Annotated in this window: 21 protein-coding genes and 1 pseudogene; 12 read left to right on the top strand and 10 right to left on the bottom strand. The window is 72.0% G+C overall.

Annotated features, from left to right (window positions below; translation table 11 throughout):
- The first annotated feature begins 95 nt into the window (after window positions 1-95).
- Window positions 96-392, top strand: a complete 297-nt coding sequence (locus tag ABFX81_RS42210; RefSeq protein ID WP_428837183.1) for a hypothetical protein — start codon at window positions 96-98, stop codon at window positions 390-392.
- A 28-nt stretch (window positions 393-420) separates the two neighbouring features.
- Here ABFX81_RS42210 and pdxR read toward each other — a convergent pair whose 3' ends face one another.
- On the bottom strand, window positions 421-1,809 hold the full coding sequence (gene pdxR / locus ABFX81_RS16390) for a MocR-like pyridoxine biosynthesis transcription factor PdxR (RefSeq protein WP_086845347.1): 1,389 nt from the start codon (window positions 1,807-1,809) through the stop codon (window positions 421-423).
- Between the two features lie 47 nt (window positions 1,810-1,856).
- Between pdxR and ABFX81_RS16385 the strand changes: the two genes are divergently transcribed.
- The 3 genes from ABFX81_RS16385 to ABFX81_RS16375 are packed head-to-tail and all read left to right on the top strand — an operon-like array spanning window position 1,857 to window position 3,534.
- Window positions 1,857-2,375, top strand: coding sequence for a carboxymuconolactone decarboxylase family protein (locus ABFX81_RS16385; RefSeq protein ID WP_086845349.1), 519 nt, complete (start codon window positions 1,857-1,859; stop codon window positions 2,373-2,375).
- Window positions 2,372-2,818, top strand: a complete 447-nt coding sequence (locus ABFX81_RS16380; protein WP_086845351.1) for a carboxymuconolactone decarboxylase family protein — start codon at window positions 2,372-2,374, stop codon at window positions 2,816-2,818. Before ABFX81_RS16385 ends, ABFX81_RS16380 begins: the two co-directional genes overlap by 4 nt.
- Entirely contained in the window at window positions 2,815-3,534 is a 720-nt protein-coding gene (locus ABFX81_RS16375; protein ID WP_086845353.1) for an isocitrate lyase/phosphoenolpyruvate mutase family protein, read from the top strand. The genes ABFX81_RS16380 and ABFX81_RS16375 overlap by 4 nt, the downstream gene beginning before the upstream one ends.
- A gap of 6 nt (window positions 3,535-3,540) precedes the next feature.
- On the opposite strand, the gene ABFX81_RS16370 is transcribed toward ABFX81_RS16375, so the two are convergent.
- The 9 genes from ABFX81_RS16370 to ABFX81_RS16330 all read right to left on the bottom strand — a co-directional run bounded on the left by ABFX81_RS16370 (window position 3,541) and on the right by ABFX81_RS16330 (window position 16,484).
- Window positions 3,541-4,497 (bottom strand): glycine betaine ABC transporter substrate-binding protein, encoded by a 957-nt coding sequence (locus ABFX81_RS16370; protein WP_086845355.1) that lies wholly within the window; start codon window positions 4,495-4,497, stop codon window positions 3,541-3,543.
- A gap of 1 nt (window position 4,498) precedes the next feature.
- Window positions 4,499-6,448 (bottom strand): ABC transporter permease subunit, encoded by a 1,950-nt coding sequence (locus ABFX81_RS16365; protein ID WP_086845357.1) that lies wholly within the window; start codon window positions 6,446-6,448, stop codon window positions 4,499-4,501.
- A complete protein-coding gene (locus ABFX81_RS16360; RefSeq protein WP_086845401.1) occupies window positions 6,448-7,518 on the bottom strand; it encodes a betaine/proline/choline family ABC transporter ATP-binding protein in 1,071 nt (356 codons plus the stop codon). The genes ABFX81_RS16365 and ABFX81_RS16360 overlap by 1 nt, the downstream gene beginning before the upstream one ends.
- A 32-nt stretch (window positions 7,519-7,550) precedes the next feature.
- Window positions 7,551-9,083 carry a GMC oxidoreductase gene (locus tag ABFX81_RS16355; protein WP_086845359.1) on the bottom strand — a complete coding sequence of 511 codons (1,533 nt, stop codon included), beginning with the start codon at window positions 9,081-9,083 and terminating at the stop codon, window positions 7,551-7,553.
- An 87-nt stretch (window positions 9,084-9,170) separates the two neighbouring features.
- Window positions 9,171-10,691, bottom strand: coding sequence for an aldehyde dehydrogenase family protein (locus tag ABFX81_RS16350; RefSeq protein WP_086845361.1), 1,521 nt, complete (start codon window positions 10,689-10,691; stop codon window positions 9,171-9,173).
- A gap of 278 nt (window positions 10,692-10,969) precedes the next feature.
- Window positions 10,970-11,959 (bottom strand): malate dehydrogenase, encoded by a 990-nt coding sequence (locus ABFX81_RS16345; protein ID WP_086845363.1) that lies wholly within the window; start codon window positions 11,957-11,959, stop codon window positions 10,970-10,972.
- Window positions 11,960-13,058: 1,099 nt separating this feature from the next.
- Window positions 13,059-14,330 (bottom strand): DUF2690 domain-containing protein, encoded by a 1,272-nt coding sequence (locus tag ABFX81_RS16340; RefSeq protein ID WP_086845365.1) that lies wholly within the window; start codon window positions 14,328-14,330, stop codon window positions 13,059-13,061.
- Between the two features lie 380 nt (window positions 14,331-14,710).
- Window positions 14,711-15,175 (bottom strand): DUF3017 domain-containing protein, encoded by a 465-nt coding sequence (locus tag ABFX81_RS16335; protein ID WP_086845403.1) that lies wholly within the window; start codon window positions 15,173-15,175, stop codon window positions 14,711-14,713.
- 454 nt (window positions 15,176-15,629) lie between these two features.
- Window positions 15,630-16,484: a bifunctional methylenetetrahydrofolate dehydrogenase/methenyltetrahydrofolate cyclohydrolase gene (locus ABFX81_RS16330; RefSeq protein WP_086845367.1), complete on the bottom strand. Its 855-nt coding sequence runs from the start codon at window positions 16,482-16,484 to the stop codon at window positions 15,630-15,632.
- Window positions 16,485-16,757: 273 nt separating this feature from the next.
- Here ABFX81_RS16330 and ABFX81_RS16325 point away from each other — a divergent pair, with 273 nt between their 5' ends.
- The 8 genes and pseudogenes from ABFX81_RS16325 (at window position 16,758) to ABFX81_RS16290 (ending at window position 23,795) form a co-directional block, all read left to right on the top strand.
- Entirely contained in the window at window positions 16,758-17,342 is a 585-nt protein-coding gene (locus tag ABFX81_RS16325; RefSeq protein WP_086845370.1) for a hypothetical protein, read from the top strand.
- A gap of 132 nt (window positions 17,343-17,474) precedes the next feature.
- Window positions 17,475-17,651, top strand: a pseudogene (locus tag ABFX81_RS42205) (FHA domain-containing protein); the annotation flags it as partial.
- 2 nt (window positions 17,652-17,653) lie between these two features.
- On the top strand, window positions 17,654-19,213 hold the full coding sequence (locus tag ABFX81_RS16315) for a protein kinase domain-containing protein (RefSeq protein WP_086845374.1): 1,560 nt from the start codon (window positions 17,654-17,656) through the stop codon (window positions 19,211-19,213).
- A gap of 127 nt (window positions 19,214-19,340) precedes the next feature.
- Complete coding sequence (locus ABFX81_RS16310) at window positions 19,341-20,084, top strand: hypothetical protein (RefSeq protein WP_086845376.1); 744 nt, start codon at window positions 19,341-19,343, stop codon at window positions 20,082-20,084.
- Window positions 20,081-21,481 carry a protein kinase domain-containing protein gene (locus ABFX81_RS16305; RefSeq protein ID WP_086845378.1) on the top strand — a complete coding sequence of 467 codons (1,401 nt, stop codon included), beginning with the start codon at window positions 20,081-20,083 and terminating at the stop codon, window positions 21,479-21,481. Before ABFX81_RS16310 ends, ABFX81_RS16305 begins: the two co-directional genes overlap by 4 nt.
- Before the next feature lie 120 nt (window positions 21,482-21,601).
- Window positions 21,602-22,216, top strand: coding sequence for a M23 family metallopeptidase (locus tag ABFX81_RS16300; protein ID WP_346138246.1), 615 nt, complete (start codon window positions 21,602-21,604; stop codon window positions 22,214-22,216).
- A 130-nt stretch (window positions 22,217-22,346) separates the two neighbouring features.
- Entirely contained in the window at window positions 22,347-23,267 is a 921-nt protein-coding gene (locus ABFX81_RS16295; RefSeq protein ID WP_086845380.1) for a hypothetical protein, read from the top strand.
- A gap of 75 nt (window positions 23,268-23,342) precedes the next feature.
- Window positions 23,343-23,795 carry a peptidase inhibitor family I36 protein gene (locus ABFX81_RS16290; RefSeq protein ID WP_086845382.1) on the top strand — a complete coding sequence of 151 codons (453 nt, stop codon included), beginning with the start codon at window positions 23,343-23,345 and terminating at the stop codon, window positions 23,793-23,795.
- Window positions 23,796-23,824 lie beyond the last annotated feature (29 nt).

The following is a 23,824-nucleotide window of genomic DNA, read 5'->3' as shown; positions in this document are numbered from 1 at the left end:
CCCCGCAAAGAGGAACGCCCCCATGCGAGCATCCCTGTTCACGGACCGCGGTTTCTGTCCCGGACCGGTCTTCCGGCGTGCGGCCGACCGGCACGGTGCCGTCTTCGTCACCCTGGACCGGCCGCTGGACGTCGCCCCCGCCCTCGGGTTCGGGATACCCGGCTTCACCCGGGTCCGGGTCACCGACGCCGGGGGCGGGCGGGTACCGGCCCGGCGCCCCCGGCCGGATCGAGGCCCGCACCCGGGGACGGATCCTCACCTACCTCGGCATGCCGGAGCGCTACGACCGTCAGCTCACCGACGGCTGGTGGGAGATGGGCGACATGGGCTACCGGCCCGCCGCCAGCGCTCCGGGTCCAGGGGCCGCTCGCCGCGGTGACCATATCCGCTGAACGGCATTCCGAAGGAGAATTCGCGCGATTATCCGGGCAGTACCGCGCACAGCGCGTCCAGCGCCCCCGACCAGGCGTGGTCCGGCGGTGTCCCGTAGCCGACGACCAGGGCGTCGGCCGGCTCGACGACCGAGGCGGCGTGCCGGTAGCGGGTGAGCCCGTGGACCGCCAGGCCCTGCCAGTGGGCCGCCTGGAGCACCGACTGCTCGGTGCCGGGCGGCAGCCGCAGCAGGACGTGCAGGCCGGCCGCGATGCCGGTGACCCGGGCTTCGGTGGTCCGGGCCGCGACGGCGGCGACCAGGGCGTCCCGGCGGCGCCGGTAGTGCAGGCGGGTCGCGCGGACGTGGCGGTCGTAGGCCCCGGACGTGAGGAACTCGGCCAGGGTCAGCTGGTCCAGCACCCCGCAGGTGTCGACCCCGCCCTTGGCCGCCACGGTCTCCTCCGCGAGGCCCGGCGGCAGCACCATCCAGGCCAGCCGCAGCCCGGGCGCCAGGGACTTGCTCGCGGTGCCCAGGTAGACCACCCGGTCGGGGTCCAGCCCCTGGAGCGCGCCCACGGGCTGACGGTCGTAGCGGAACTCGCCGTCGTAGTCGTCCTCCAGCACCAGCCCGCCGGTGCGGCGCGCCCAGTCCACGACGGCCGCGCGACGGTCGCGGTGCAGGGGGACGCCCATGGGGAACTGGTGGGCGGGCGTGAGGAGGACCGCGTCGGCGGCGGACAACGCGCCCGGGTCGGTGCCCAGTCGGTCGAAGGGCAGCGGGACCGTGTGCAGACCGGACGCGGCCAGGAGCCTCCAGTGCACGTCGAGCCCGTACGACTCGACGGCGACCGTCCGTGCCCCGCGCGCCCGCAGGGCCGTGCCGAGCAGCTTCAGGCCGTGCGCGAACCCGGCGCACACCACGATCCGTCCGGGCTCGGCGCGTACGCCCCGGGCCCGGGAGAGGTAGCCGGCGAGCGCGGCGCGCAGCTCGGGGCGACCGCGGGGGTCGCCGTAGTCGAGGGCGTCGTGCGGCGCCGCGGTCAGGGCGCGGCGGGCGGCCTTGAGCCACTCCGCGCGCGGGAAGGAGGCCAGGTCGGGGCTGCCGGGGCGCAGGTCGTAGGCGGGTCGGCCGCGTTCGCGGGCGTGGGGTGCCGTGCCCGCCGGCCGGACCACCGTCCGGGCGGCGACCCGGGTCCCCGAGCCCTGGCGAGCGGTGAGCCAGCCCTCGGCGACCAGGTCGGAATAGGCGTCGGCGACCGTGTTGCGGGCGATGCCCAGGTCGGCGGCGAGCGCGCGGGAGGAGGGCAGCCGGGTGCCGGGGGCCAGCCGGCCGGAGCGCACCGCCTCGCGCAGGGCGTCGGTCAGCCCCCGGCGCAGACCCGGGCCGGTCGGCTCCAGGTGCAGGTCGATGCCCAAAGTGGCCCACTGTTCCGCCATGGAAATGGACCATACCCCTGGGCTGCTTCCTTCCTAGGGTCGAGGACATGACGACGCCTACCCCTGACACGACGACCACGACGACCGTGAGGTACGCCCCCGAGCAGCCCGCCCGCCTGGACTGGGCCAAGCACGCGCCCGAGGTCTACAAGGCGATGGTCCGGCTGGAGATCGCCGCCCGGCAGGGCCTCGACCACAAGCTGTACGAGCTGGTGAAGATCCGCGCCTCCCAGATCAACCACTGCGCCTTCTGCATCGACATGCACACCAAGGACGCCCTGGCGACGGGCGAGAGCGTCGAGCGGATCCTCCAGCTCAGCGCCTGGGACGAGTCGCGGCACTTCTACACCGCGAAGGAGATCGCGGCCCTGGAGCTGACGGAGGCCGTGACGGTTCTGACGGACGGTTTCGTGCCGGACGAGGTGTACGAGAACGCAGCCGAGCACTTCGAGGAGGCCGAGCTGGCACAGCTGATCGCCGCGATCACGACGATCAACGCCTGGAACCGCTTCGGGGTGACGTGCCGTATGGCGCCGGGGCACTACCAGCCGGGCCAGTACAAGTGACGGCCCGGACGCGCCTGCTCGACCCGGCGGTCGGACGGGCCTTGTCCGCCCTCAGCAAGGCCGCCAAGCAGGGCCTGGGCGACCCGGCCCTGGCCGAACTCGTCGTGATCCGCGCCTCGCAGCTCAACCACTGCGCGTTCTGCCTCGACATGCATCTCGCGATCGCCCGCGAGTACGGGGTGAGCGAGAAGCAGCTCGACCTGCTGGCGGCCTGGGAGGAGGCCGGGGACGTCTTCGACGAGCGGGAGCGGGCCGCGCTGGCGCTGACCGAGGCCGTGACGGTCCTCACCGCCGGTTTTGTGCCGGACGAGGTGTACGAGCAGGCCGCGAAACACTTCGACGAGGCCGAACTCGCCCATCTGACCGGCCTGGTCGTCGCCATCAACAACTGGAACCGGGTGATGGTCAGCCGCCGGATCCCGCCTGGGGGGTACACACCATGAGCAAGGCTGAAGTGTTCCGCGACCTGCACCGCCACCGGGCGCCCGGCGATCCCCTGGTGCTGCCCGGCCCCTGGGACGCGGCCAGCGCCCGGGTGTTCGCCGAGGCCGGGTTCCCGGCGCTCGCCACGCCCAGTGCCGGGGTCGCCGCCTCCCTCGGCTACGAGGACGGGCAGGTCCCGGCCGACGAGATGTTCGCGGCGGTCGCCCGGATCGTCCGCGCCGTCGACGTGCCCGTCTCGGCGGACGTGGAGGGCGGGTACGGGCTCGCCCCGAAGGAGCTGGTGGAGCGGCTGCTGGAGACGGGGGCGGTGGGCTGCAACCTGGAGGACTCCGAGGGCGGGGTGCTCAAGGACCCGCGTGCGCACGCCGACTGGCTGGCCGAGGTACGGTCGGCCGCGGCGGACCGGCTCTTCCTCAACGCGCGCGTGGACACCTTCGCCCGCGGGGTCGCCGATCCGGAACGGGCCATCGAGCGGGCCGCGTTGTACGTGGCCGCGGGCGCCGACTGCGTCTACCCGATCGGGGCCCCGCCGGAGGTGCTGCCGCTGCTGCGGGCCGGCATCCAGGGGCCGATCAACGTGGGTGCCCCGACCGAGGGTGGCCCCACGCCCGCCGAACTCGGCGCGCTGGGGGCCACCCGGATCACCTTCGGGCCGGGTCTCCAGCGGCGGGCCGCCCGGGCCCTGCGGGAGATCGCCGAAGGCCTGCGACCGTAGGGACGCTCAGGACAGCCACTTCTTCCACGTGGACTTGTGGCTGTCCGCCCACTTCTTCGCCGCGTCCTCCGGCGTCATCTTCTTGTCGGCGATCATCAGGGAGACCTCGTTCTGGTCCTCGGTCGTCCACTCGAACTTCTTCAGGAAGGCCGCCGCCTTGCCGCCGTTCTTCACGAAGCCCGAGTTCAGGTACTTCTTCAGCGGTGTGTGCGGATAGGCGCAGGCGACCTTCTCCGGGTCGGCGTCGCAGCCCTCCTTGTACGGCGGCAGCTTCACCTCGGTCATGGGGACCTTCTTGAAGAGCCACTGCGGCGTGTACCAGTAGGTGAGGAAGGGCTTTTTCTCCTTGGCGAACTGCCTCATCTGCGTGATCTGCGCAGCCTCGGAGCCCGCGAACACCACCTGGTAGTCCAGCTTCAGATTCTTCACCAGCGCCTTGTCGTTGGTGACGTAGGACGGCGAACCGTCCATCAGCTGGCCCTTGTCGCCGCTCTCCGGGGTGCGGAACAGGTGGGAGTACTTGTTGAGGTTCTTCCAGTTCGTGATGTCCGGGTGCTGCTTGGCGAGGTACGTCGGGACGAACCAGCCGATGTGACCGGTGACGCCGAGTTCACCGCCGTCGGTGATCGTCTTCTTGTCCTTGACGTACCGCTGCTCCTGCTCGGGGTGGCCCCAGTCCTCCAGGAGCGCGTCGACGCGGCCCTGGCTGAGCGCGTCCCAGGCGGGCACTTCGTCGACCTGGACGGTGTCGACGCGGTAGCCCAGCTCGTGCTCCAGGATGTACTGGGCGACGGCCACGTTGGCCTGGGCGCCCACCCAGGACTGCACGGACAGGGTCACGGTCTTGGCGCCCTGCGCGTTGGCGAAGGGCGAGGCCTGCTTGGTCATGTCTGCGGCGCCGCAGCCGGTGAGCAGCGCCAGGGAGCTCAGGGCGGCGACGAGGGCCGTCTTGCGGACTCGCATGTCACGCTCCCTTCTTCGCGCGGCGTTCGGTGGGCTGGGTCACCCGGTCGAGCATCAGGCCGAGGCAGACGATCGCCCCACCGGCCACCAGACCGGTCGCCAGGTCGCCCTGGGCGAGGCCGAAGACGACGTCGTAGCCGAGTGCGCCACCGCCGACCAGGCCGCCGATGACGACGACGGCGAGGACCAGGACGAGGCCCTGGTTGACGGCGAGCAGCAGGGCCGGGCGGGCCAGCGGGAGCTGGATCTGCTTGAGCTGCTGCCAGCTGGTCGCGCCGAGCGAGCCGGAGGCCTCCAGCGCGGCCGGGTCGACCTGGCGCAGGCCCTGGGTGGTGATGCGGACGACGGCCGGGAGCGCGTACACGATCGCGGCCGCGACGGCCGGGGCGCGGCCGACGCCGAACAGGGCGACGACCGGGATCAGGTACACGAACTGCGGCATCGTCTGGAAGACGTCGAGGACCGGCCGCAGGGCCCGTTCCAGGCGGTCGCTGCGGGCCGCGGCGATACCGACGGCGAACCCGACGACGAGGGTGACGGCGACGGCCGCGAGGACCTGGGAGAGGGTGTCGAGGGAGGGCTTCCAGACGCCGAGGACGCCGATCGCGGCCATGGCGAGGACGGCGGTGAGCGCGGTGCGCCAGGTGCCGATCACCCAGGCGAGGGCGGCGACGATGAGCAGGACCGACCACCAGGGCAGCCACTGGAGGCCGCCGCGCACCGGGTCGAGGACCCAGGTGGTGAAGTGGCCGGCCCAGTCGGCGGTGCCGCCGATGACGGGGACGCCGGAGTACAGGTGCGCGGTCATCCAGTCGACGGCGCGGTTGACGGGCTCGGCGATGCCGACGATCCAGGCTTCGGGCCAGTCGAGCCGGCCCGCGAGACGCCCGGCGACCGCCACGGCGACCACGCCGATGAGGGCGACGAGCCAGCCGAGTCCGCTGCGGGGCTCCGGTTCGGCGCCGAGCTTCTCCCCCGCCGCGCCGGTGACGCGGTCCAGGACGACGGCCAGCAGCACGATCGGGATACCGGCGGCGAGCGCGGCACCGACGTCGACCGAGGCCAGTGCCTGGTAGACGCGGTCACCGAGACCGCCCGCGCCGATGACGGCCGCGATGACGGCCATGGACAGCGCCATCATGATCGTCTGGTTGACGCCGAGCAGGAGTTCCTTGCGGGCCAGCGGGAGCCGGGCGGTCAGCAGCCGCTGCCGTGCGGTGGAGCCGAGCGACTCGACGGCCTCCAGCACCTCCTTGTCGGCGCCGCGCAGACCGAGCGAGGTCAGGCGGGCCATGGGCGGGGCGGCGTAGATGACGGTGGCCAGGACGGCCGCCGGGACGCCGATGCCGAAGACCAGCACGACCGGCAGCAGGTAGGCGAAGGCGGGCAGCACCTGCATGGTGTCCAGGACCGGGCGCAGGACGCGGTCCATCCGGTCGGAGAGACCGGCGGCGAGCCCGAGCAGCATGCCGACGACGACCGACGCGACGACCGCGACGACCATCAGGGCGAGCGTCTGCATGGTCGGCACCCACATGCCGAGCAGGCCGCAGGCGAGGAACGCGACGGCCGTGCCGAGCGCGAGCCGGACGCCCGCGACGCGCCAGGCGACCAGCGCGCCCAGGGCCGTGACGCCCGCCCAGCCGATGGCGAGGAGGGCGAGGTAGACGGCCCGTACGGCGATCACGACGACGTTGCTGACGTGGCCGAAGAAGTACAGGAACAGCGGGTGGCTGTCGCGGTTGTCGATGATCCAGTCGCTGGCCTTGGCGAGCGGCTCGGAGAAGTCGACGGTCAGGGCGCTCGGCCAGGTGCCGCTGGCCCAGCGGGCGTTCGCCAGCGGCACGAGGATCGCCGCGGCGACGGCCAGGAACAGCAGCTTCTGGAAGGCACGGCTCCTGAGCAGAGCGGGCAGGCCGATACGGGGCGGGGAGGCGGTGATGGTCGCCATCACACCGCCTCCTTGGGCTGCTCGGTCCCCGGCGGGGCGGGCTGCTCCGTGCCGGCGACGACGCCGAGCAGGGTGTCGGAGTCGATCACGCCCACGCAGCGGCCCTCGTCCATGACACGGGCCGGTGCGCCGGCGCGGGCGACCGCCTCGATCGCCTCGGAGACCGTCGCCTCGGGCCGGACCGCCGGTCCGCTGCCGTCCTGGTCCGCCGAGGGGCGGCGCATGGCCGTGCGGACGGTCATGACCTGCTCGCGCGGGACGTCCCGGACGAACTCGCGGACGTAGTCGTCGGCGGGCGAGCCCACGATCTCCTCGGGCGTGCCGAGCTGCACGACCCGGCCGTCGCGCATGAGGGCGATGCGGTCGCCCAGCTTGAGGGCCTCCTGGAGGTCGTGGGTGATGAAGACCATCGTGCGGCCCTCCTCCTGGTGCAGCCGGACGACCTCCTCCTGCATGTCGCGCCGGATCATCGGGTCGAGCGCGCTGAACGGCTCGTCGAACAGCAGGACTTCGGGGTCGACGGCGAGCGCGCGGGCGAGGCCCACGCGCTGCCGCTGGCCGCCGGAGAGCTGGCCGGGGCGGCGGTGCTCCATGCCTTCCAGGCCGACCTTGGCGACGACCTCGGCGGCCCGCTCGCGCCGCTCGGCCTTGCCCATGCCCTGGATCTCCAGGCCGTAGGCGACGTTGTCGAGGACCGTGCGGTGCGGCAGCAGGCCGAAGTGCTGGAAGACCATGGCGGCGCGGTGGCGGCGCAGTTCGCGCAGCCGGGAACGGTCCATGGCGCGGACGTCCTCGCCGTCGATGGCGATGGTGCCGGCGGTCGGCTCGATCAGCCGGGTCAGACAGCGCACCAGCGTGGACTTGCCGGAGCCGGACAGGCCCATGACGACGAAGACCTCGCCCTTGCGCACGTCGAAGCTGACGTCGCGGACGGCGGCCGTGCAGCCGGTGCGGGCGCGCAGCTCGGCGGGGTCGAGGGCGGTGAGCTCGGTGTCGGCGGGAACGCGCTCGGCCTTGGGGCCGAACACCTTCCACAGGCCCTCCACCGAGAAGACGGGTGTGGTGTCCATGGTCTGCTCCGTGGGGGGTTCGAGGGTCGCGGTCACTGGGAACCACCACCGATCAGCTCGGCGGCCTTCTCCCCGACCATGAGCACGCCGATCATCGGGTTGACGGTGGTCATCGTGGGGAACACGGAGGCATCGGCGATGCGGATGCCCTCCAGGCCGCGGACGCGCAGCTCGGGGTCGACGACCGCGAGCCCGTCGTCGGCGGCGCCCATCTTGCAGGTGCCCGCGGGGTGGTAGACGGTGTGCGCGACCTTGCGGGCGTACTCGCCGAGCTCCTCGTCACCGGTGACGTCCGGGCCCGGGGCCACCTCGCGCTTGAGCCAGCCGGCCAGCGGTTCGGTCTTGGCTATCTCGCGGGCGATCCTGATGCCGTCGACGAGGGTCTTGCCGTCGTAGTCGTCCTCGTCGGTGAAGTAGCGGAAGTCCAGGGCGGGCTTGGCCTCGGGGTCGGCGCTGGTCAGGTACAGCCGCCCGCGGCTCTTCGGCTTGGGGATGTTCGGGGTCATCGAGACGCCGAACTCCGGCCGCTGGTAGCCCAGTCGCTCCGGGTTGTCCGTGAAGGGGATCTGGTAGAAGTGGAACATCAGGTCCGGGTGCGGCAGTTCGGGGTCGCGGCGCACGAACAGGCCCGCGTCCGAGTCCATCGCGGAGTTCTCCGGGATGGGGCCGTTGGTCTCCCAGACGATGACCGACTCGGGGTGGTCGAGCAGGTTCTCGCCGACGCCCGGCAGGTCGTGCGCGACGGGGATGCCGAGCTTCTCCAGGTCCGCCTTCGGGCCGATGCCGGAGTGCATCAGCAGCCGGGGCGAGTCGACGGCGCCGGCGCACAGCAGGACCTCGTTGCGGGCCTTGACGAGGATCTCCTCGCCCTCCTTGGTGCGGACGTGCACGCCCTCGGCACGGTTGCCGTTCAGCTCCAGCTTGTACGCCCAGGTCTCCAGCAGGATCGTCAGGTTGGGGCGCTCGTCCATCACCGGGTGCAGGTACGCCACCGACGCCGAGGACCGCTTGTTGTTCTCGGGGTGGTAGGCGAGGTCGAAGAAGCCGACGCCCTCGGTGAAGGGCTTCTTGTTGAAGCCGTCGACGCGCGGCACGCCCAGCGCCTCCTGGGCGGCGTCGACGAAGTCGCGGGCGATGGCGTTCCGGTCCTTCTCGTCGACCGGGACGACGTTGTTGAGCAGGCGCGCGAAGTACGCCTCCATCTGCACCGCGCCCCAGCCCTTGGCGCCGGCCGTCTCCCACTCGTCCCAGTCGGCGGGCAGCGGCTTGAAGGCGATCAGCGTGTTGTGCGAGGAACAGCCGCCCAGGACCCGGGCCCGGCTGTGCCGGATGTGCGAGTTCCCGCGCGGCTGCTCGGTGGTGGGGTAGTCGTAGTCGAGCTCGCCGCCCAGCAGGCCCATCCAGCGGCGCAGGGTCAGCACGTCGTCGCGGCCGACGTCGCTCGGGCCGCCCTCGATGACGGCGACGGAGACGTCGGGGTTCTCGGTCAGTCGGGAGGCGATGACGGAACCGGCGGTCCCGCCGCCTATGACGACGTAGTCGAATTCGTGGGTGTTATCGGGCATGGGCGTGGTACTCCAGGAGGGGACTGAGGTCTGCGTGAAGTGGGGGATCCGGGGAGCGAGGTGCGGAGGGTGCCGTCAGGGGGCGCGTCAGCCCGCGAACCAGCGCACCGGCTTCGGCGCGAGGTTCTGGTAGACGTGCTTGGTCTCGCGGTACTCGGCGAGACCGGCCGGGCCGAGCTCGCGGCCTACTCCGCTCTTGCCGAAACCGCCCCATTCCGCCTGCGGCAGGTAGGGGTGGAAGTCGTTGATCCAGATCGTGCCGTGCCGCAACCGGCCGGCCACGCGCCGGGCGCGGCCCGCGTCGGTGGTCCAGACGCCGCCCGCGAGCCCGTACTCGGTGTCGTTGGCGAGGGCGACGGCCTCGTCCTCGGTGCGGAAGGTCTCGACGGTGAGGACCGGCCCGAAGACCTCCTCCCGCACGACGCGCATCTCGCGGTGGCAGTGGTCGAGGACGGTCGGCTCGTAGAAGTAGCCGCTCTCCGGGCGCTGCGGGGAGGGTTCGGGGCGCTTGCCGCCGGAGCGCAGCACGGCGCCCTCCTTGAGGGCGGACTCGACGTACATCTCGACCTTGGCGCGCTGCTGCTCGGAGACCAGCGGGCCGCACTCGACGCCGTCCTCGGTGCCGCGGCCGAGCCGGATCTTCTCGGCCCTGCGGGCGAGTTCGGTGACGAAGCGGTCCCGCACGGACTCCTCGATGATGAGGCGGGCGCCGGCCGAGCAGACCTGGCCGCTGTGGATGAAGGCGGCGTTGAGGGCCTGGTCGACGGCGGTGTCGAAGCCCTCGTCGGTGGCGCAGGCGTCGGCGAAGACGACGTTGGGGTTCTTGCCGCCGAGTTCGAGGGCGACCTTCTTGACGGTGGGCGCGGCGGCCTGGGCCACCTTGGTGCCGCTGATCAGGCCGCCGGTGAAGGAGACGAGGTCGACGTCGGGGTGCTCGGAGAGGCGCGCGCCGACCGAATGGCCCGGCCCGGTGACGATGTTGGCGACTCCGGCGGGCAGTCCGGCCTCGACGAGCAGCTCGATCAGCGCGATGGTCGTCATCGGGGTGATCTCGCTCGGCTTGACGACGAAGGTGTTGCCGGCGGCCAGGGCCGGGGCGATCTTCCAACTGGCCTGGAGCAGCGGGTAGTTCCAGGGCGTGATCATCGAGCAGACGCCGATGGGCTCGTGCACGACGACGCTGTGGATGTCGGACGAGCCCGCGTCCACGACCCGGCCCGGGCTCTCGGCCGCGACGAGGTCGGCGAAGTACCGGAAGGCGTCGGCGACACAGTCGATGTCGACGCGGCCCTCCTCGACGGTCTTGCCCGCGTCGCGGGCCTCCAGCCGGCCCAGTTCCTCGCGGTCCCGCACGAGCAGGTCGGCGACGCGCCTCAGCAGCGCGGCCCGCTCGGCGGCGGGCGTCCGCGGCCACTCGCCCTCGTCGAAGGCGCGCCGGGCGGCGGCGATCGCCAGATCGGTGTCCTTCTCGTCACCCTCCGCGACCACGGCGAACGGCAGGGCGTCCGCGGGGTCGAGGATCTCGCGCGTGGCGCCGGAGACGGCCGCACGCCATTCCCCTCCCGCGTGGATGGTGCTGCGCGCCTGGAGTTCGTTGCTTTCCGCCATGATCGCTTTCGCCTTCCGTTCCTGATCAGCGCCCCTGTGTCACAGATGTGTCACTAAGAGACCGAGTGCGCATGCCCTGGTCCCCCGGATGCATGCGCGATCGGTGGCCGAAAGTGCGCTGTGTCACTGGAGATGCGGGCAATCAGGGCGGAAACGGGCGCCGATCGGGCGCCGCACGCTCGAGGACCACGGAAAGCCCGCAGGCCCCGTACCGGACGGAACCGGTACGGGGCCTGCGCGGCGACGCGGAGAGACTCCGGTCGGAAGAGCCGGGCGACTCAGATGAGGCCGAGGCCGCGGACCGCCTCGCGCTCCTCCTCGAGCTCCTTGACGGAGGCGTCGATCCGGGCGCGGGAGAACTCGTTGATCTCCAGGCCCTGGACGATCTCGTACTTGCCGTCCTTGCAGGTGACCGGGAAGGAGGAGATCAGGCCCTCCGGGACGCCGTAGGAACCGTCCGACGGGATGCCCATGGAGACCCAGTCACCCTCGGCGGTGCCGTTGACCCAGGTGTGGACGTGGTCGATGGCGGCGTTGGCGGCGGAGGCGGCCGACGAGGCGCCACGGGCCTCGATGATGGCGGCGCCGCGCTTGGCGACGGTCGGGATGAAGTCCTCGGCCAGCCACTTCTCGTCGTTCACGACCTCGGCGGCGTTCTTGCCGGCGACCGTGGCGTGGAAGATGTCCGGGTACTGGGTGGCGGAGTGGTTGCCCCAGATGGTGAGCCGCTTGATGTCGGCGACCGTGGAGCCGGTCTTCTTCGCGAGCTGGGTCAGGGCGCGGTTGTGGTCCAGACGGGTCATCGCGGTGAACCGCTCGGCCGGTACGTCGGGCGCGGCGGCCTGCGCGATGAGCGCGTTCGTGTTGGCCGGGTTGCCGACGACGAGGACCCTCACGTCGTCCGCGGCGTGGTCGTTGATCGCCTTGCCCTGCGGCTTGAAGATGCCGCCGTTGGCCTCCAGCAGGTCGCCGCGCTCCATGCCCTTGGTGCGGGGGCGGGCGCCGACGAGCAGGCCCACGTTCGTGCCGTCGAAGGCGACGTTCGGGTCGTCCGTGATGTCGATGCCCGCCAGGAGCGGGAACGCGCAGTCGTCCAGCTCCATGGCCGTGCCCTCGGCCGCCTTCAGGGCGGGCGTGATCTCCAGCAGGCGCAGCTTCACCGGCACGTCCGCGCCGAGCAGCTGACCGGAGGCGATGCGGAAGAGCAGGGCGTAACCGATCTGGCCGGCCGCGCCGGTGACGGTGACGTTCACGGGAGTGCGGGTCATGGCGTTCTCCGTATGACAGCTGGCGGTGGGGCGTCCCTGCCCCGGACGTTTGATCGATCTCTTGGCGTCAAGAGATCCATCCAGCGGTCAGGCTATCGCGCATCCGGGATCCCGGACGGCCGGGTCGGTGTGGCCCACCCCACAACTCACCCCGCACCCGCACAAAAAGGCGGCCGCCCGTCCGGGAGAGGAGGACGAAGGCGGCCGCCTGGGGGGAACCGACCAAGCCGGACTCCCGTGGGGGTACGGTTCGCGTGCCCGCGATTGCGCCGGGCAATCCTCCCTTTCCGAAATTCGTTCCCCGACGGGTTCCGCTGCCGGGTCCCAGGCGGTGAGCACCTGACACCCGGGGCAGCCCGGGCCGGGCGCTGCGTCGAGGCGCGCTGGATTCCCCCGGGGCGAGGCGGCCCCGAAGTCGCCGGCCGCCTCGGGACCCCCGCGCCACCGTCCGAACGCGGGGCGCCTAACCGGAATCCACGCGCCCCACCAGCGGCAACCCGTCCCAATACAAACCAGCACCGCCGGATCCCAGTCTCTCGCCGAGCCGGAAGCCCAGGCACCCGCCGGGACGCGGGGCGGCCGGCCGCATGCGCGGCCCTGCCGAATCCCAGCCCCGAGCCGAAACCCGCGTGCCCCACCGGGGACAAGACGACCCGCCCGCACACCAGGCACCGGGCCGGTGCAAGACAGCCCACGGCACGCCGAACGCCCGCGCCCAGTTCCCCGGCCGAAGCCAGACGTCCTCCGCAAGCCGCGCGCCCCGCCGCATGCCGGCACCGCCGGATCCGACCTCCCCGGCCGCAGGCCAGGCCGCCCCCCGCCAACGGCAGACAACCCGATCGCACGCCCGGCACCCGCCGGTCCAAAATGCCCGCCGCACGCCCAGCACCCGCCGGCCCAAAACACCCGCCGCACGCCCAGCACCCGCCGGCCCAAAACACCCGCCGCACGCCCAGCACCCGCCGGCCCAAAACACCCGCCGCACGCCCAGCACCCGCCGGATCCCAGCCCCCGACCCACACCCGCAACCCGGGCGCCCGCCGGACGTCACGCGTCCCCGTGGGACCAGGCGTCCCTCTACTCCGTGCAGCCCTGCCGGCTACTCCGTGCAGCCCTGCCGACCGGACGCGAGTGTGGCGCAGGCCTTGGCGTCGGCGGCGTTCTCGACGGACACCATGGGGGTGTACGCGATGGTGTCTCCGGCGACGGTGATGTTCCCGGTCTGCTTCGCCTTGCCCGCGCTGACCTGGACCTCGTCGCCCTGTGCCGCCTGGGTGATACGGCCCCAGGCCGCCTTGCAGGTGTCGCTGTAGCGGACCTCGACGACGGTCGTGCCGACGGTCGCGGTCTGGGCCGTGGTGACCAGGTCACCACTGCATCCCATGCTCTCCGCGTCCTTGCCGGTGCAGCTGTCGCCACTGCACTTCACGCCGGGCGGCAGATCCGGGTTCGTGCTGGCGGTCGGCTTGGGCGACTTGGTGCCGCCCTTGGCCTCGTCGTCGCCGCCGCCACCGGTGAGGTAGAACGCGCCGGCGATCACCACGAGCACGCCCACGACACCCGCGAGAAACGTCGCGGTCCGGCGCTTCCCGCCAGGACCAGCAGAACCACCGGAACGACCGGAGCCGCCAGTGCCACCGGCACCACCAGCCCCACCGGCACCCGCCGGGACGGCGTCCTGCGGCGAGGTGCCGTACGAGCCCGCCCCGGCGCCCGGGGTCCGGACGGTTCCGGGACCCGAAGCGGGCGTGGAGCCGGTTCCCGGGCCGGCGGTGCGCCCGCGGCCCTGGGCGGGGCGCTGGTACCCGGCCACTCCCCACGAGTTGACCCCGGTCGAACCGCTGCCGGTGGAGTCCTGCACCTCGGGGGCCGTCGGCTGCGGCGGCACGGTCGGAACCACGCCTGCCGGACCCGCGATCCCCGGCGTGACCGTGGCGCTGCCGCTTCTGCGGGAAGGCCGGCCGCCGCCCGCGGGGGCCGACTTGCCGTCGCCCGTGGAACCGGCCGAGGAGCTCCCGAAGTCCTGCCCGCCGAACTCCCCGAGCGCGGCGCGCGCCTGGGAGATCCGTATGGCCTCCATCGTCATGTCGTGCCGCATCTCCGAGCGGCTCCAGGCGCGCTCGGCGAGCTCCCACATGGTGGTCAGGTGCACCGGATTGGTCTCCGTGACCTCGGCCAGCGCCACGATCGCGCCCTTGGGCGCGAGCAGCCGGCCGTTCAGATAACGCTCCCACGACGTCTTGCTGTAGCCCGTGCGGTCCGCCACCGACGCGATGCTCAGACCACTGCGGTCCACGAGTCTGCGCAGCTGGCTCGTGAACTCCCTGATCTGTGGATCGAGCTCATCCGGCAAGGCCCTCCAACGAGGCATTGCGTCCCCCCTCTTCCCCCCGGTACGTGCTGTTATTACCCGCGCTGTTCGCCCCGCGCGTCGGCGGCCTTGGCCGAGTCCCCGTTCTGGCTACCCACAGGGATGCGTCCACTCAGGATCTCAGTTCCCTGAGCGGGGGCGCACAGAAGCACGGGAGCCGCGCGCGATACACCCTGGACCGTCCCGATTGTCCATGCCAACCCCGTGGTTGCACCAGTTCGTGCCGAATCTGCCGGAGGAAGTACCGGAACCAGTACCGGAACCGTCACTTCCGTGCCACAGCGCGCTGACAGCCGTTGAACAGGCTCTTCGCCGTGCAGGAGGGTTGGGCGTGGCGGCGGTCCGTCCTTCCTCGGGGGAGAGGACGGGCCGCCGTCCGGTCACTCGCTGGTGACCGTGAAGTGCAGCGTGTCCTTCAGGAACGGGATCTGGAGCCAGGGATTCGGCTGCGCCATCATCGCCAGCAGGACGATCGCCGAGCCCATGACGCCGTACGTGACGATGTCCGTGAACCGGGAGCGGACGGCGAGCATACCGACGTCCGGCAGCAGCCACCGCATCGCGCCACCGCCCAGCAGGGCGATGCCGATCAGCAGCGTCCCGAGCCGGAACTGACCGAACGCGGTCACCAGCAGCCCGAGCCCGACCAGCCCCAGCACGGCGAGGACTGGCCACTGCCGCGCCGGCGCGAACGCGTCCCCGGGCGCGGCCCGGCCACCGCCCTCGGGCCGCGCGGTGTCCTTGGTGAACAACGGGAACCGCCGGGTGACCCGCCGCGGCCGCCCCTCGGCATCGGGCGCGCTGACGGGATCCCGCACGGTGAGATCGTCGCCCTCCACCCGCACCCCCGGGTCGGCGTCACCGTCGCGCGCACCCGGGTCGGCGTCACCGTCGCGCGCACCCGGGTCGGCGTCACCGTCGCCCGCACCCGGCGCGTCCGCCTCGCTCTGCCCGGCCCGCGCATTCCCGCCGGCCTGTGTGCCCTCCGCGCCCGCGCCGCTCCGGGCACTCCGGCCGCCGGACACTCCGGCAGCGCTCGGAACGGCGGCCGGGGCGCTCCGGGCGTCCCGCACGCCCTGGCCGGCCGTGGCACCCTCCGCGCCGGCACCGTTCCGGGCACTCCGGCCGCCGGACACTCCGGCAGCGCTCGGGGCGACGCCCGGGGCACCCTGATCGTCCTGCGCACTCCGGCCCGCCGGAGCGCCCTCCGCGCCCGCGCCACTCCGCGCGCTCCGGACGGCCGACGCGCTCTCCGTGCTCCCGGCGCCCGGGGCGCTGTCCGCGCTCCCCGCGTCCCGTTCAGCCGACACTGCGCTCCGCCGCCTCGACCACGTTGACGAGCAGCTGGGCGCGGGTCATCGGGCCGACTCCGCCGGGGTTCGGGGAGATCCAGCCGGCGACCTCGGCCACGTCGGGGTGGACGTCGCCCACGATCTTGCCCTCGGCGCTGCGGGAGACGCCGACGTCCAGGACGGCCGCGCCCGGCTTGACGTCCTCGGCGCGGATCAGATGGGCGGAACCGGCCGCGGCCACGATGATGTCCGCGCGCTTGAGGTGCGCCGACAGGTCACGCGTGCCGGTGTGGCACTGGGTCACGGTCGCGTTCTCGCTGCGCCGGGTCAGCAGCAGCGGCATCGGCCGGCCGATGGTCACACCCCGGCCGACCACCACGACCTCCGCGCCCTTGATCTCCACGCCGTAGCGGCGCAGGAGGGTCAGCACGCCGTTGGGGGTGCAGGGCAGCGGGGCCGGCTCGTTCAGGACCAGACGCCCGAGGTTCATCGGGTGCAGGCCGTCCGCGTCCTTGTCCGGATCCATCAGTTCGAGGATGCGGTTCTCGTCGATGCCCTTGGGCAGCGGCAGTTGCACGATGTAACCCGTGCAGGCCGGGTCCTCGTTCAGCTCGCGGACGGCCGCCTCGATCTCCTCCTGCGTCGCCGTGGCCGGCAGCTCGCGCTGGAGGGAGGCGATGCCGACCTGCGCGCAGTCACGGTGCTTGCCGGCGACGTACTTCTGGCTGCCGGGATCGTCCCCGACCAGGATCGTGCCGAGGCCGGGCGTGACGCCCTTCTCCTTCAGCGCCGCCACGCGGGCGGTCAGATCGGACTTGATCGCGGCTGCGGTGGCCTTGCCATCGAGAATCTGGGCGGTCATGCCCCCATCCTCGCGGATGACCCGCCCACGGTTCCAATCCGGCCGCAATACGGGCACCGCGGGGCCCGTCCTCCCGTATCCGCCCATGATCAGTGATGTTGCACTTGCACAACACATCGGGAATGCGGCTGGACAACCCGTCAGTGGTGAAGAACGATGACCTGACAAGTGCCGCGGGCAGCTCAACGGGGGGACGGTCGCAATCTGAAGAACTTTCCTCCGCGCGGATGCCACGCGTCGTCCCCGCACTCGGACCAACGGAGGAAAGCCCCCATGAGCTACGGCGACCCGAACAACCCCTACGGCGCTCCCCAGGGACAGCCGCAGCAGCCGCAGCAGCCGGGCTACGGCTACCCGCAGCAGCAGGGGCAGGCCCCCGGTTACGGCTACCCGCAGGCCCCTCCGGTGTCCCCCTACGGCGGTCCCGCCGCGCCGACGACGATGCCGGGCTCGGTGAACGCGGCCAAGGTGATGATGTGGGTCATCGTCGGTCTCCAGGTCCTCGGCGTGGCGTTCTTCGCCTTCGCCGCCGTGGCCCTCAACGCCGCGAAGGACGACGAGTCCCTCAAGGACAACACCGCCTTCCAGGACCTGGTCGGCCAGTCGACCGGCGTGATCTGGGGCTACGTGGTGTTCGGCCTGGCCTGGCTGGTGTTCGCGGCCGTCCTGGCGACGAAGTTCAAGAACGGCGGCAACGGCGCCCGTATCACCATCCTGGTCTTCGCCATCATCACCGCCGTCCTCGGCATCTACCCGTTCATCCTCGTGGGCCTGGTGCACACCGTCCTGGCCATCCTGGTCGCGGTGTTCGTCGGCAACGCCAACGGCAAGGCCTGGTTCAACCGCCCCCGTTACTGAACGGACCCCGGCGAGCGGACCAGTTCGCGCCAATCACATCCAAGGGCCGTGTCTCACCCGTACGAGGGGGGCACGGCCCTGGTGCGTCGCCCTAGTCTGACGTGCATAGCCGTCAGGCACGGGGAGAGCACCTTGTACAGCATCATCGTGGTACCTCCGCCGACCACGGAGGACCAGCGAGACCGCAGCCAGATCCCACTCGCGCCCGGTGAACGCCTCACGTTCGGCCGGTCGGCGCCCGACGACCTTGCCCACCACTTCGCCCCGGCACGCGAGGACGGTCCGGCCGCCCCGCCGGGTGAGGTGACCCGGTGACCGAGCCCTACGCCGTGCCCGTACCGAAGGGGTACCGGGTCGGCGTCTGGGAGGTGCGCGAGGCCATCGCGACGGGCGCCTTCGGCAGCGTGTACGCGGCCCGGCGCATCGGCGACAGCACCGAGCTGCCGCCCACGGCCGCCCTGAAGTTCCTGCCCACCGGCACGGCCACGCCCCGCCGGCTGACCCATCTGCGCGAGCTGATCGAGCGGGAGGTCGAGCTGTACCGGCGGCTGAGGTATCCGCGGCTGGTGCGGATGTACGAGACGCTGACCGTCGACGACCCGGGCCGCCCGGAGCTGGACGGCGCCACCGTCCTCGTCCTGGAGCGGGCCGAGGGCTCCCTGTCCGCCCTGCTCGCCGCCACACCCCGGCCCGCCGCCGGCCCCGCCCTGCTCGCGCAGATCTGCGAGGGCCTGGCCCAGCTGCACGACGCCGGCTGGGTGCACGGCGACCTGAAGCCGGCCAACGTGCTGCTGATGGAGGACGGTTCGGTCCGGCTCGCCGACTTCAACATGGCCGCCGAACTGGAGGGCACGCACGCCTACACGCCCGCCTTCTCCACCCCGGACTACACCCCGCCGGAACTGCTGTGGACCGAGATCGGCGAACGCGGCCGCCGCATCCGCCCGTCCGCCGACGTATGGGCCTTCGGCGTCCTCGCGCACCTGGTCCTCACCGACTCCTTCCCGTTGCCCGGCGCCACCCCGGCGGCCCGCCGCGACGCGGCGGCGGCGTACGCCCGCCGCACGGACGCACTGCGCCTGTCGCCCGAACTGCCCGACGACTGGCGGCAGATCATCACCGCCTGCCTGACCCGCACCCACAAGGACCGCATCACCGCCGGGGCACTGCTGGGCCGCGTCCGCGCGGCAGCCGGCACCGCGCACCGCCCATTCCGCCTGCCCCTTCTGCACCCGGCCCGCCGCCGCATCCGCCGTGCGTCCCTCGCGGCGGCGCTGGCCGCTGCCGCGTCCGCTCTCGCCGCCCTGGCCTACGGCATCAGCGTCTGGTCCGGCGGCGCCCCGGGCGGCAGCGGCTCCGGATCGACCGCGAACGTCTCCGCCGCGTACGGCGCCTCGGAGCTCCGCACCGACCGGGGCATCCCTCCCGCCTACCGCCTGCTGATCGTGGAGACGGCACACGACTGCGACCAGAAGGACGTCACGCCGGTCCTGATCGCCGCCATGCTGAAGGTGGAGAGCGGCTTCGACCCGGACCTCTCCGACCCCGCCAACGACGAGTACGGGATCGCCCGCTGGACCCCGCGCGTCCTGCGCTGGTGGATGAACGAGGACGGCACGCCCGGCGAGACCGTCCCGCAACCCCCCTTCCCACCCGCCGAGTCCATCCCGGCGATGGGCCGCTACCTGTGCTGGATCGCCCCGCGCCTGCACGGCGACCTCCCTGGCGACCGCCGCGTCCTGATCGCCACCGCCTACCGCAGGTCGTACCGGACGGTGAACAAGGCGGGCGGGGTGCCGCCGGACGTACGCGGCTACGCCGACCGCGTCGCCCACTACCTGGAGGAGTACGCGCCGCCCGGGAAAAGGTGACCGGGCGGCCATTACCGCACGACACCGCACCCATCGTTCACGACACGCCGATTTTTGCCTTGCCTTGAGCTTTCCAGTCCCCTCCCTCCTACTCTGGGCGGAGTTTCTTTCGGGGGAGGAAGCCGCCATGCACAGCATTGTTGTCGTGCCCATGCACAGCACATGCCCGGACGATCACATCCACCTCGATCCCTGCGAGTCCCTGGCCTTCGGCCGTGCCGTACGGCCCCGGGGCCCGTACCTGTCCATCCCGCACGAGGGCGTCTCCAGGGAGGCCGGCGAGATCACGGCCGCCGGCGCCTACTGGAGGCTCAGCAATCTGAGCGGCGCACAGACGTACGTGGTCGAGAACCCGGAGGGCGCGGGCGAGCACATCAAGGTCCCGCCGGGCCGGCTCGACGCCCCGGTGCCCTTCGAGTTCTCGCGCGTGGTCCTGCCGGCCGGGAGCGAGCTGCTGAGCTTCGACGTGTGGGCGCCGCGCCACGACTATCTCGACCGCGCCGGCCCGAGGGGCGGGGCGCCCACCGCTTCGGCCTTCCCGCTCGACCGCGGCAAGCGGTACTTCCAGGTCCTGGTCGCCCTGTGCGCCGCCCGCCTGAGGGGTGAGCCGCACGCCCCCCTGCCCACCGCCGAGGAACTCGTCGAGCGGCTCCGCCCGCTGTGGCCGTCGGTCTCGCGTGCGTCGGTCGCGTGGAACATCGACTACCTGGCGGTCAAGCTGCGCCTGAAACCGGCTCCGGACTCGGCAGCGGGCGGCGGCCCGCGCCTCAACGGCAAGAAGGAACGCCTGGTGTCCCTGGCCCTGCGCTTCGACCTGGTGCGGGAGGCCGACCTGGCCCTGCTGAGCGGGAAAGCGCAGCCCGTCCGGTGAGCGGGGAGTCATGGCCGCACGCCGTTCAGGTCCCGCGGGGTTACCGCGTCGGCGCCTGGGACGTACGCGAGCCCATCGCTTCCGGGGCCTTCGGCAGCGTGTACGCCGCCCGCCTCGCCGAGCCCGTCGAGGGCCTGCCGGCCGAGGCCGCGCTGAAGTTCCTGCCGACGGGCACCGAGACTCCGCGCCGGCTCCGTCACCTGCGCGAACTCGCCGAGCGGGAGACGGAGTTACTGCGCAGGCTGCAACGCCCGCGCCTGATCCGGATGTACGAGACCCTGACCGTGGACGATCCCGCCCGCCCCGGACTGGACGGCGCCACCGTCCTCGTCCTGGAACGCGCCGAGGGCTCCCTCGATCAGCTGCTCGACCAGCTCGCGGCCCGGTACCGGTGCCGGGGCCGGGGGGACACCGCGGCGGAGCGTGCCGTAGCCGTCCCCGGAGGACCGTCCCTGGTCGCCCAGATCTGCGAGGGGGTGGCCCATCTCCACCACGCGGGCTGGGTGCACGGCGACCTCAAACCCGCCAACGTGCTGCTCATGGCGGACGGTTCGGTCCGGCTCGCCGACTTCAACCTGGCCGCCGAACTCGACGGCACCCACGCCTACTCCCCCGCGTTCACCACCTCCGACTACACCCCGCCCGAACTCCTGTGGGCCGAGGTCGGCGAACGCGGCCACCAGACCCGTCCCACCGCCGACATCTGGGCCTTCGGCGTCCTCGCCCACCTGGTCCTGACCGGCGGCCTGCCGTTCCCCGGGGCGAACCCGGCCGCCCGCCGGGAAGCGGTCCAGCGTTATGCCAAGGGCCGCGAAGAGCTTCGCCTGTCGCCCGAACTGCCGGATGCCTGGAGGCAGATCGTCACCGACTGCCTCGCCCCCACGCACGCCGCCCGGGCCCCGCACTCGGCTCAGTCCCTGCTCCGCCGGGTCGAGACCGCGGCCGGAGCGGCCCGTTCCCCGCGGCTGCCCCGGCTGAAGCCGAGGCGCGGCCCGCATCCAGCCGTCCTCGGGTCGCTCGCCGCGGTCACGGCCGTGTCGCTGGCCACCGCCGGCCTCCTCGCCCTGCGCGAACCCGCACCGCAGGGGTACGCGCGCTGCGACCAGGGTGACGTCTGCTTCTTCACCAAGCCGGACGGACAGGGCGAGATGTGCGCCTGGTACGAGTACGACGACGACTGGACCGGCGGCATCATCACCTGCGACTGGGCGAAGACCACGAAACCGAGGTCGGCCTTCAACAACGGCTTCACAGGGGATCCGCACGACGACGTCCGGCTCTTCCGCGAGCCCGGCAGAAAGGCGCCGTTCGGCTGCGTCGGCTCTCTCCAGAAGGTCAACTTTCCCGACCCCGGTGGCCTGGTGATCCGCTCTCACGAGTGGGTCCCGGCCTGCTGAACCGACGGCCGCCGCGCCGACCGCCCTACAACTTTCGAGGTACCGCTTTCCCGGCTGCCACCGAATGCTTGACGCGTCCGCAGCCAAGAGCGGCAGAAGAACGACGACGGGGAGATACGGATGCACACAACACACGCGGCCCGGCACCGCAAGGCGGCCGTGGTGCTCGCGGCCGGCGCGCTCGCGCTCTCGCTCGGCATCGAGTCCGGCGGCAGGGCCACGGCGGCACCGGCCTCGGCCCAGGGTGACGTGGTCGCGGCGGCCAAGCCCAGGTTCCAGATGCCGTTCGCCTGCGACACCCACTGGCGGCTCGACACCTACGACGGCGGCCACAACCCCGCCCTCGACATCGTGGTGAAGGGCAACACGGGGTCGTCCGGCAAGAACGTGCTCACCGGCTACAAGGGCAAGGTGGCCCGTACCTTCTGGGACCGCGGCGCCGGCAACGTCATCGTCATCGACCACGGCAGCGGCTGGTACACGGCGTACTACCACCTCAGGGACAAGCACGACAAGTACGTCCAGAAGGGCGACAGCGTCACCGCGGGAACCAGGATCGGCCACATCGGCGCCACCGGCGCCAACAGCGGCGGCTGGGCCCACCTGCACTACGAGCAGCGCTACAAGACGAACGGCATCCCGACGGAGGCCGACCGCAAGCCCGTGCACTTCAACGGCAAGCAGTACACCGGGACGGGGAGTACGTGGAGGGACGTCGTCAGCAAGAACTGCTGACGCAGCCGCCCGGAGGGCTCCCGGCACGACCCTGGAACATTGCAGGTACTGCTCGCCGGCCACCCCCTGCACAGTGGAGACCACGCACCGCCACAGGGGAGGTGCGGGGGGGACACGGGGGAGTACGACCATGAGGCGAGCCTTCGCCACGCGGTTCGCGGCGGCGGTGATCGTCACCGCCACGGCTGCGGGCTGCACGGCCTCCGCCACCACGGGGCCGTCCGGGAACCCCGGGAGCCGGAGCCCGGGGCAGGTCCGCGACCTGACCGACGCCGAGCAGGTGGTCGTCGAGCGGGCCGAGGGGCTGCTGACGAAGAAGTGCATGGCGGCGCGCGGCTTCTCGTACTGGGTGGGGCCGATCGCGAGCGTCGACGAGCGCAGGACCGCCGTCTACGTCCTCGACGACCTCGCCTGGGTGAGGAAGCACGGCTACGGCGGTCGGCTCCTCAGGGCCGCCGAAAGGGCCGGGAATCCCAACTTCGCGTACTCCAACGCGTTCCCGCGCGAGGACCGCGTCCGCTACACGAGGGCCCTGGAGGGCATGCCCTCCGACACCGTCAGCGTCGAACTGCCCAGCGGCGGCACGGTGGAGGGCCCCTCCGGCGGGTGCCGGGCGGAGGCTCAGGGCGAGCTCTACGGTGACCACGAGACCTGGTTCCGCGTCTCGACGATCACCGAGAACCTCGCCCCGCTGTTCCTTCCGGACCTCATGAAGGACAAGCGCTTCGTTCACGCCCTGGCGTCATGGTCGTCCTGTATGCGCGAGGAGGGGCACGACTACCGCTCTCCCGAGCACCTGCGCCTGGAACTCGCGCGGTCGACGGAGGGAATGGGCGACGGGAAGGCGCATGCCGTCGAGGTGGAGCTCGCCACAGCCGAGGCCGTCTGCGCCGGCGAGGACGCCTCCGGGCTCGCCGCCACCGCCCGTGACCTGGAACGCGAGTACCGCGCGAAGAAGCTCGCGCCTTACGCCGACACCATCGCCACCCATCAGCGGCTGAGCCTCGCCGCCCTCGCCCGCGCCGAGGACCTCACGGGCTCCGCTTCCTGAGGCCCGTGCCGTCGGCGCACCTCCACAAGCCACCACGCAAGCACACCAACCGCAATCCACAAGGAGTGATCCGTCATGCGCAAACTGACCGCCACGCTGGCCACCCTCACCCTCGCCGGTCTGGGAGCCCTCGTCCCCGCCGCCTCCGTCCAGGCGGCGCCCACCGCCAACTGTGACGACAACTACGAGGAGGCGAAGTCGGGCTACATGTACGCGTACCGCCTGTCCTACTGCGAGAGCTACCTCGGCTCGTCCAAGGAGTGGGACGAGAACTGGGGGAACAGCTCCCGCTCCTTCCAGGGCGACGACGACAACAGGGCGACCTCACTCCTGAACAAGACCGGCAAGTACGTCGCGTTCTACCGGCTGAAGGACTACAAGGGCGGGCACATCTGCATCGCCTCCGACAAGAAGTACGTCTCCTCGCTCAAGTCGGACGACGTGTTCAGCAACGGCGAGACAGCGGACAACCGCATCTCCTCCCACAAGAAGCTGGCCTCGAACACCTGCTCAAAGTTCATGGACTGACGTCCCGCCCACCAGGCACCCGCCCGCGC

This window comes from Streptomyces coeruleofuscus, assembly GCF_039532725.1.
Lineage (GTDB): Bacteria > Actinomycetota > Actinomycetes > Streptomycetales > Streptomycetaceae > Streptomyces > Streptomyces coeruleofuscus.
This window is presented reverse-complemented; position numbering and strand designations above follow the sequence as displayed.

Bases quoted from the DNA above. Each gene is read 5' to 3' on its own strand.
- ABFX81_RS16360 (WP_086845401.1), bottom strand. From the start codon at position 7,518: ATGGACACCACACCCGTCTTCTCGGTGGAGGGCCTGTGGAAGGTGTTC.
- ABFX81_RS16365 (WP_086845357.1), bottom strand. From the start codon at position 6,448: ATGGCGACCATCACCGCCTCCCCGCCCCGTATCGGCCTGCCCGCTCTG.
- ABFX81_RS16310 (WP_086845376.1), top strand. From the start codon at position 19,341: ATGCACAGCATTGTTGTCGTGCCCATGCACAGCACATGCCCGGACGAT.
- ABFX81_RS16290 (WP_086845382.1), top strand. From the start codon at position 23,343: ATGCGCAAACTGACCGCCACGCTGGCCACCCTCACCCTCGCCGGTCTG.
- ABFX81_RS16300 (WP_346138246.1), top strand. From the start codon at position 21,602: ATGCACACAACACACGCGGCCCGGCACCGCAAGGCGGCCGTGGTGCTC.
- ABFX81_RS16330 (WP_086845367.1), bottom strand. From the start codon at position 16,484: ATGACCGCCCAGATTCTCGATGGCAAGGCCACCGCAGCCGCGATCAAG.
- ABFX81_RS16350 (WP_086845361.1), bottom strand. From the start codon at position 10,691: ATGGCGGAAAGCAACGAACTCCAGGCGCGCAGCACCATCCACGCGGGA.
- ABFX81_RS16375 (WP_086845353.1), top strand. From the start codon at position 2,815: ATGAGCAAGGCTGAAGTGTTCCGCGACCTGCACCGCCACCGGGCGCCC.
- ABFX81_RS16295 (WP_086845380.1), top strand. From the start codon at position 22,347: ATGAGGCGAGCCTTCGCCACGCGGTTCGCGGCGGCGGTGATCGTCACC.
- ABFX81_RS16345 (WP_086845363.1), bottom strand. From the start codon at position 11,959: ATGACCCGCACTCCCGTGAACGTCACCGTCACCGGCGCGGCCGGCCAG.
- ABFX81_RS16325 (WP_086845370.1), top strand. From the start codon at position 16,758: ATGAGCTACGGCGACCCGAACAACCCCTACGGCGCTCCCCAGGGACAG.
- ABFX81_RS16370 (WP_086845355.1), bottom strand. From the start codon at position 4,497: ATGCGAGTCCGCAAGACGGCCCTCGTCGCCGCCCTGAGCTCCCTGGCG.
- pdxR (WP_086845347.1), bottom strand. From the start codon at position 1,809: ATGGCGGAACAGTGGGCCACTTTGGGCATCGACCTGCACCTGGAGCCG.
- ABFX81_RS16340 (WP_086845365.1), bottom strand. From the start codon at position 14,330: ATGCCTCGTTGGAGGGCCTTGCCGGATGAGCTCGATCCACAGATCAGG.
- ABFX81_RS16355 (WP_086845359.1), bottom strand. From the start codon at position 9,083: ATGCCCGATAACACCCACGAATTCGACTACGTCGTCATAGGCGGCGGG.
- ABFX81_RS16385 (WP_086845349.1), top strand. From the start codon at position 1,857: ATGACGACGCCTACCCCTGACACGACGACCACGACGACCGTGAGGTAC.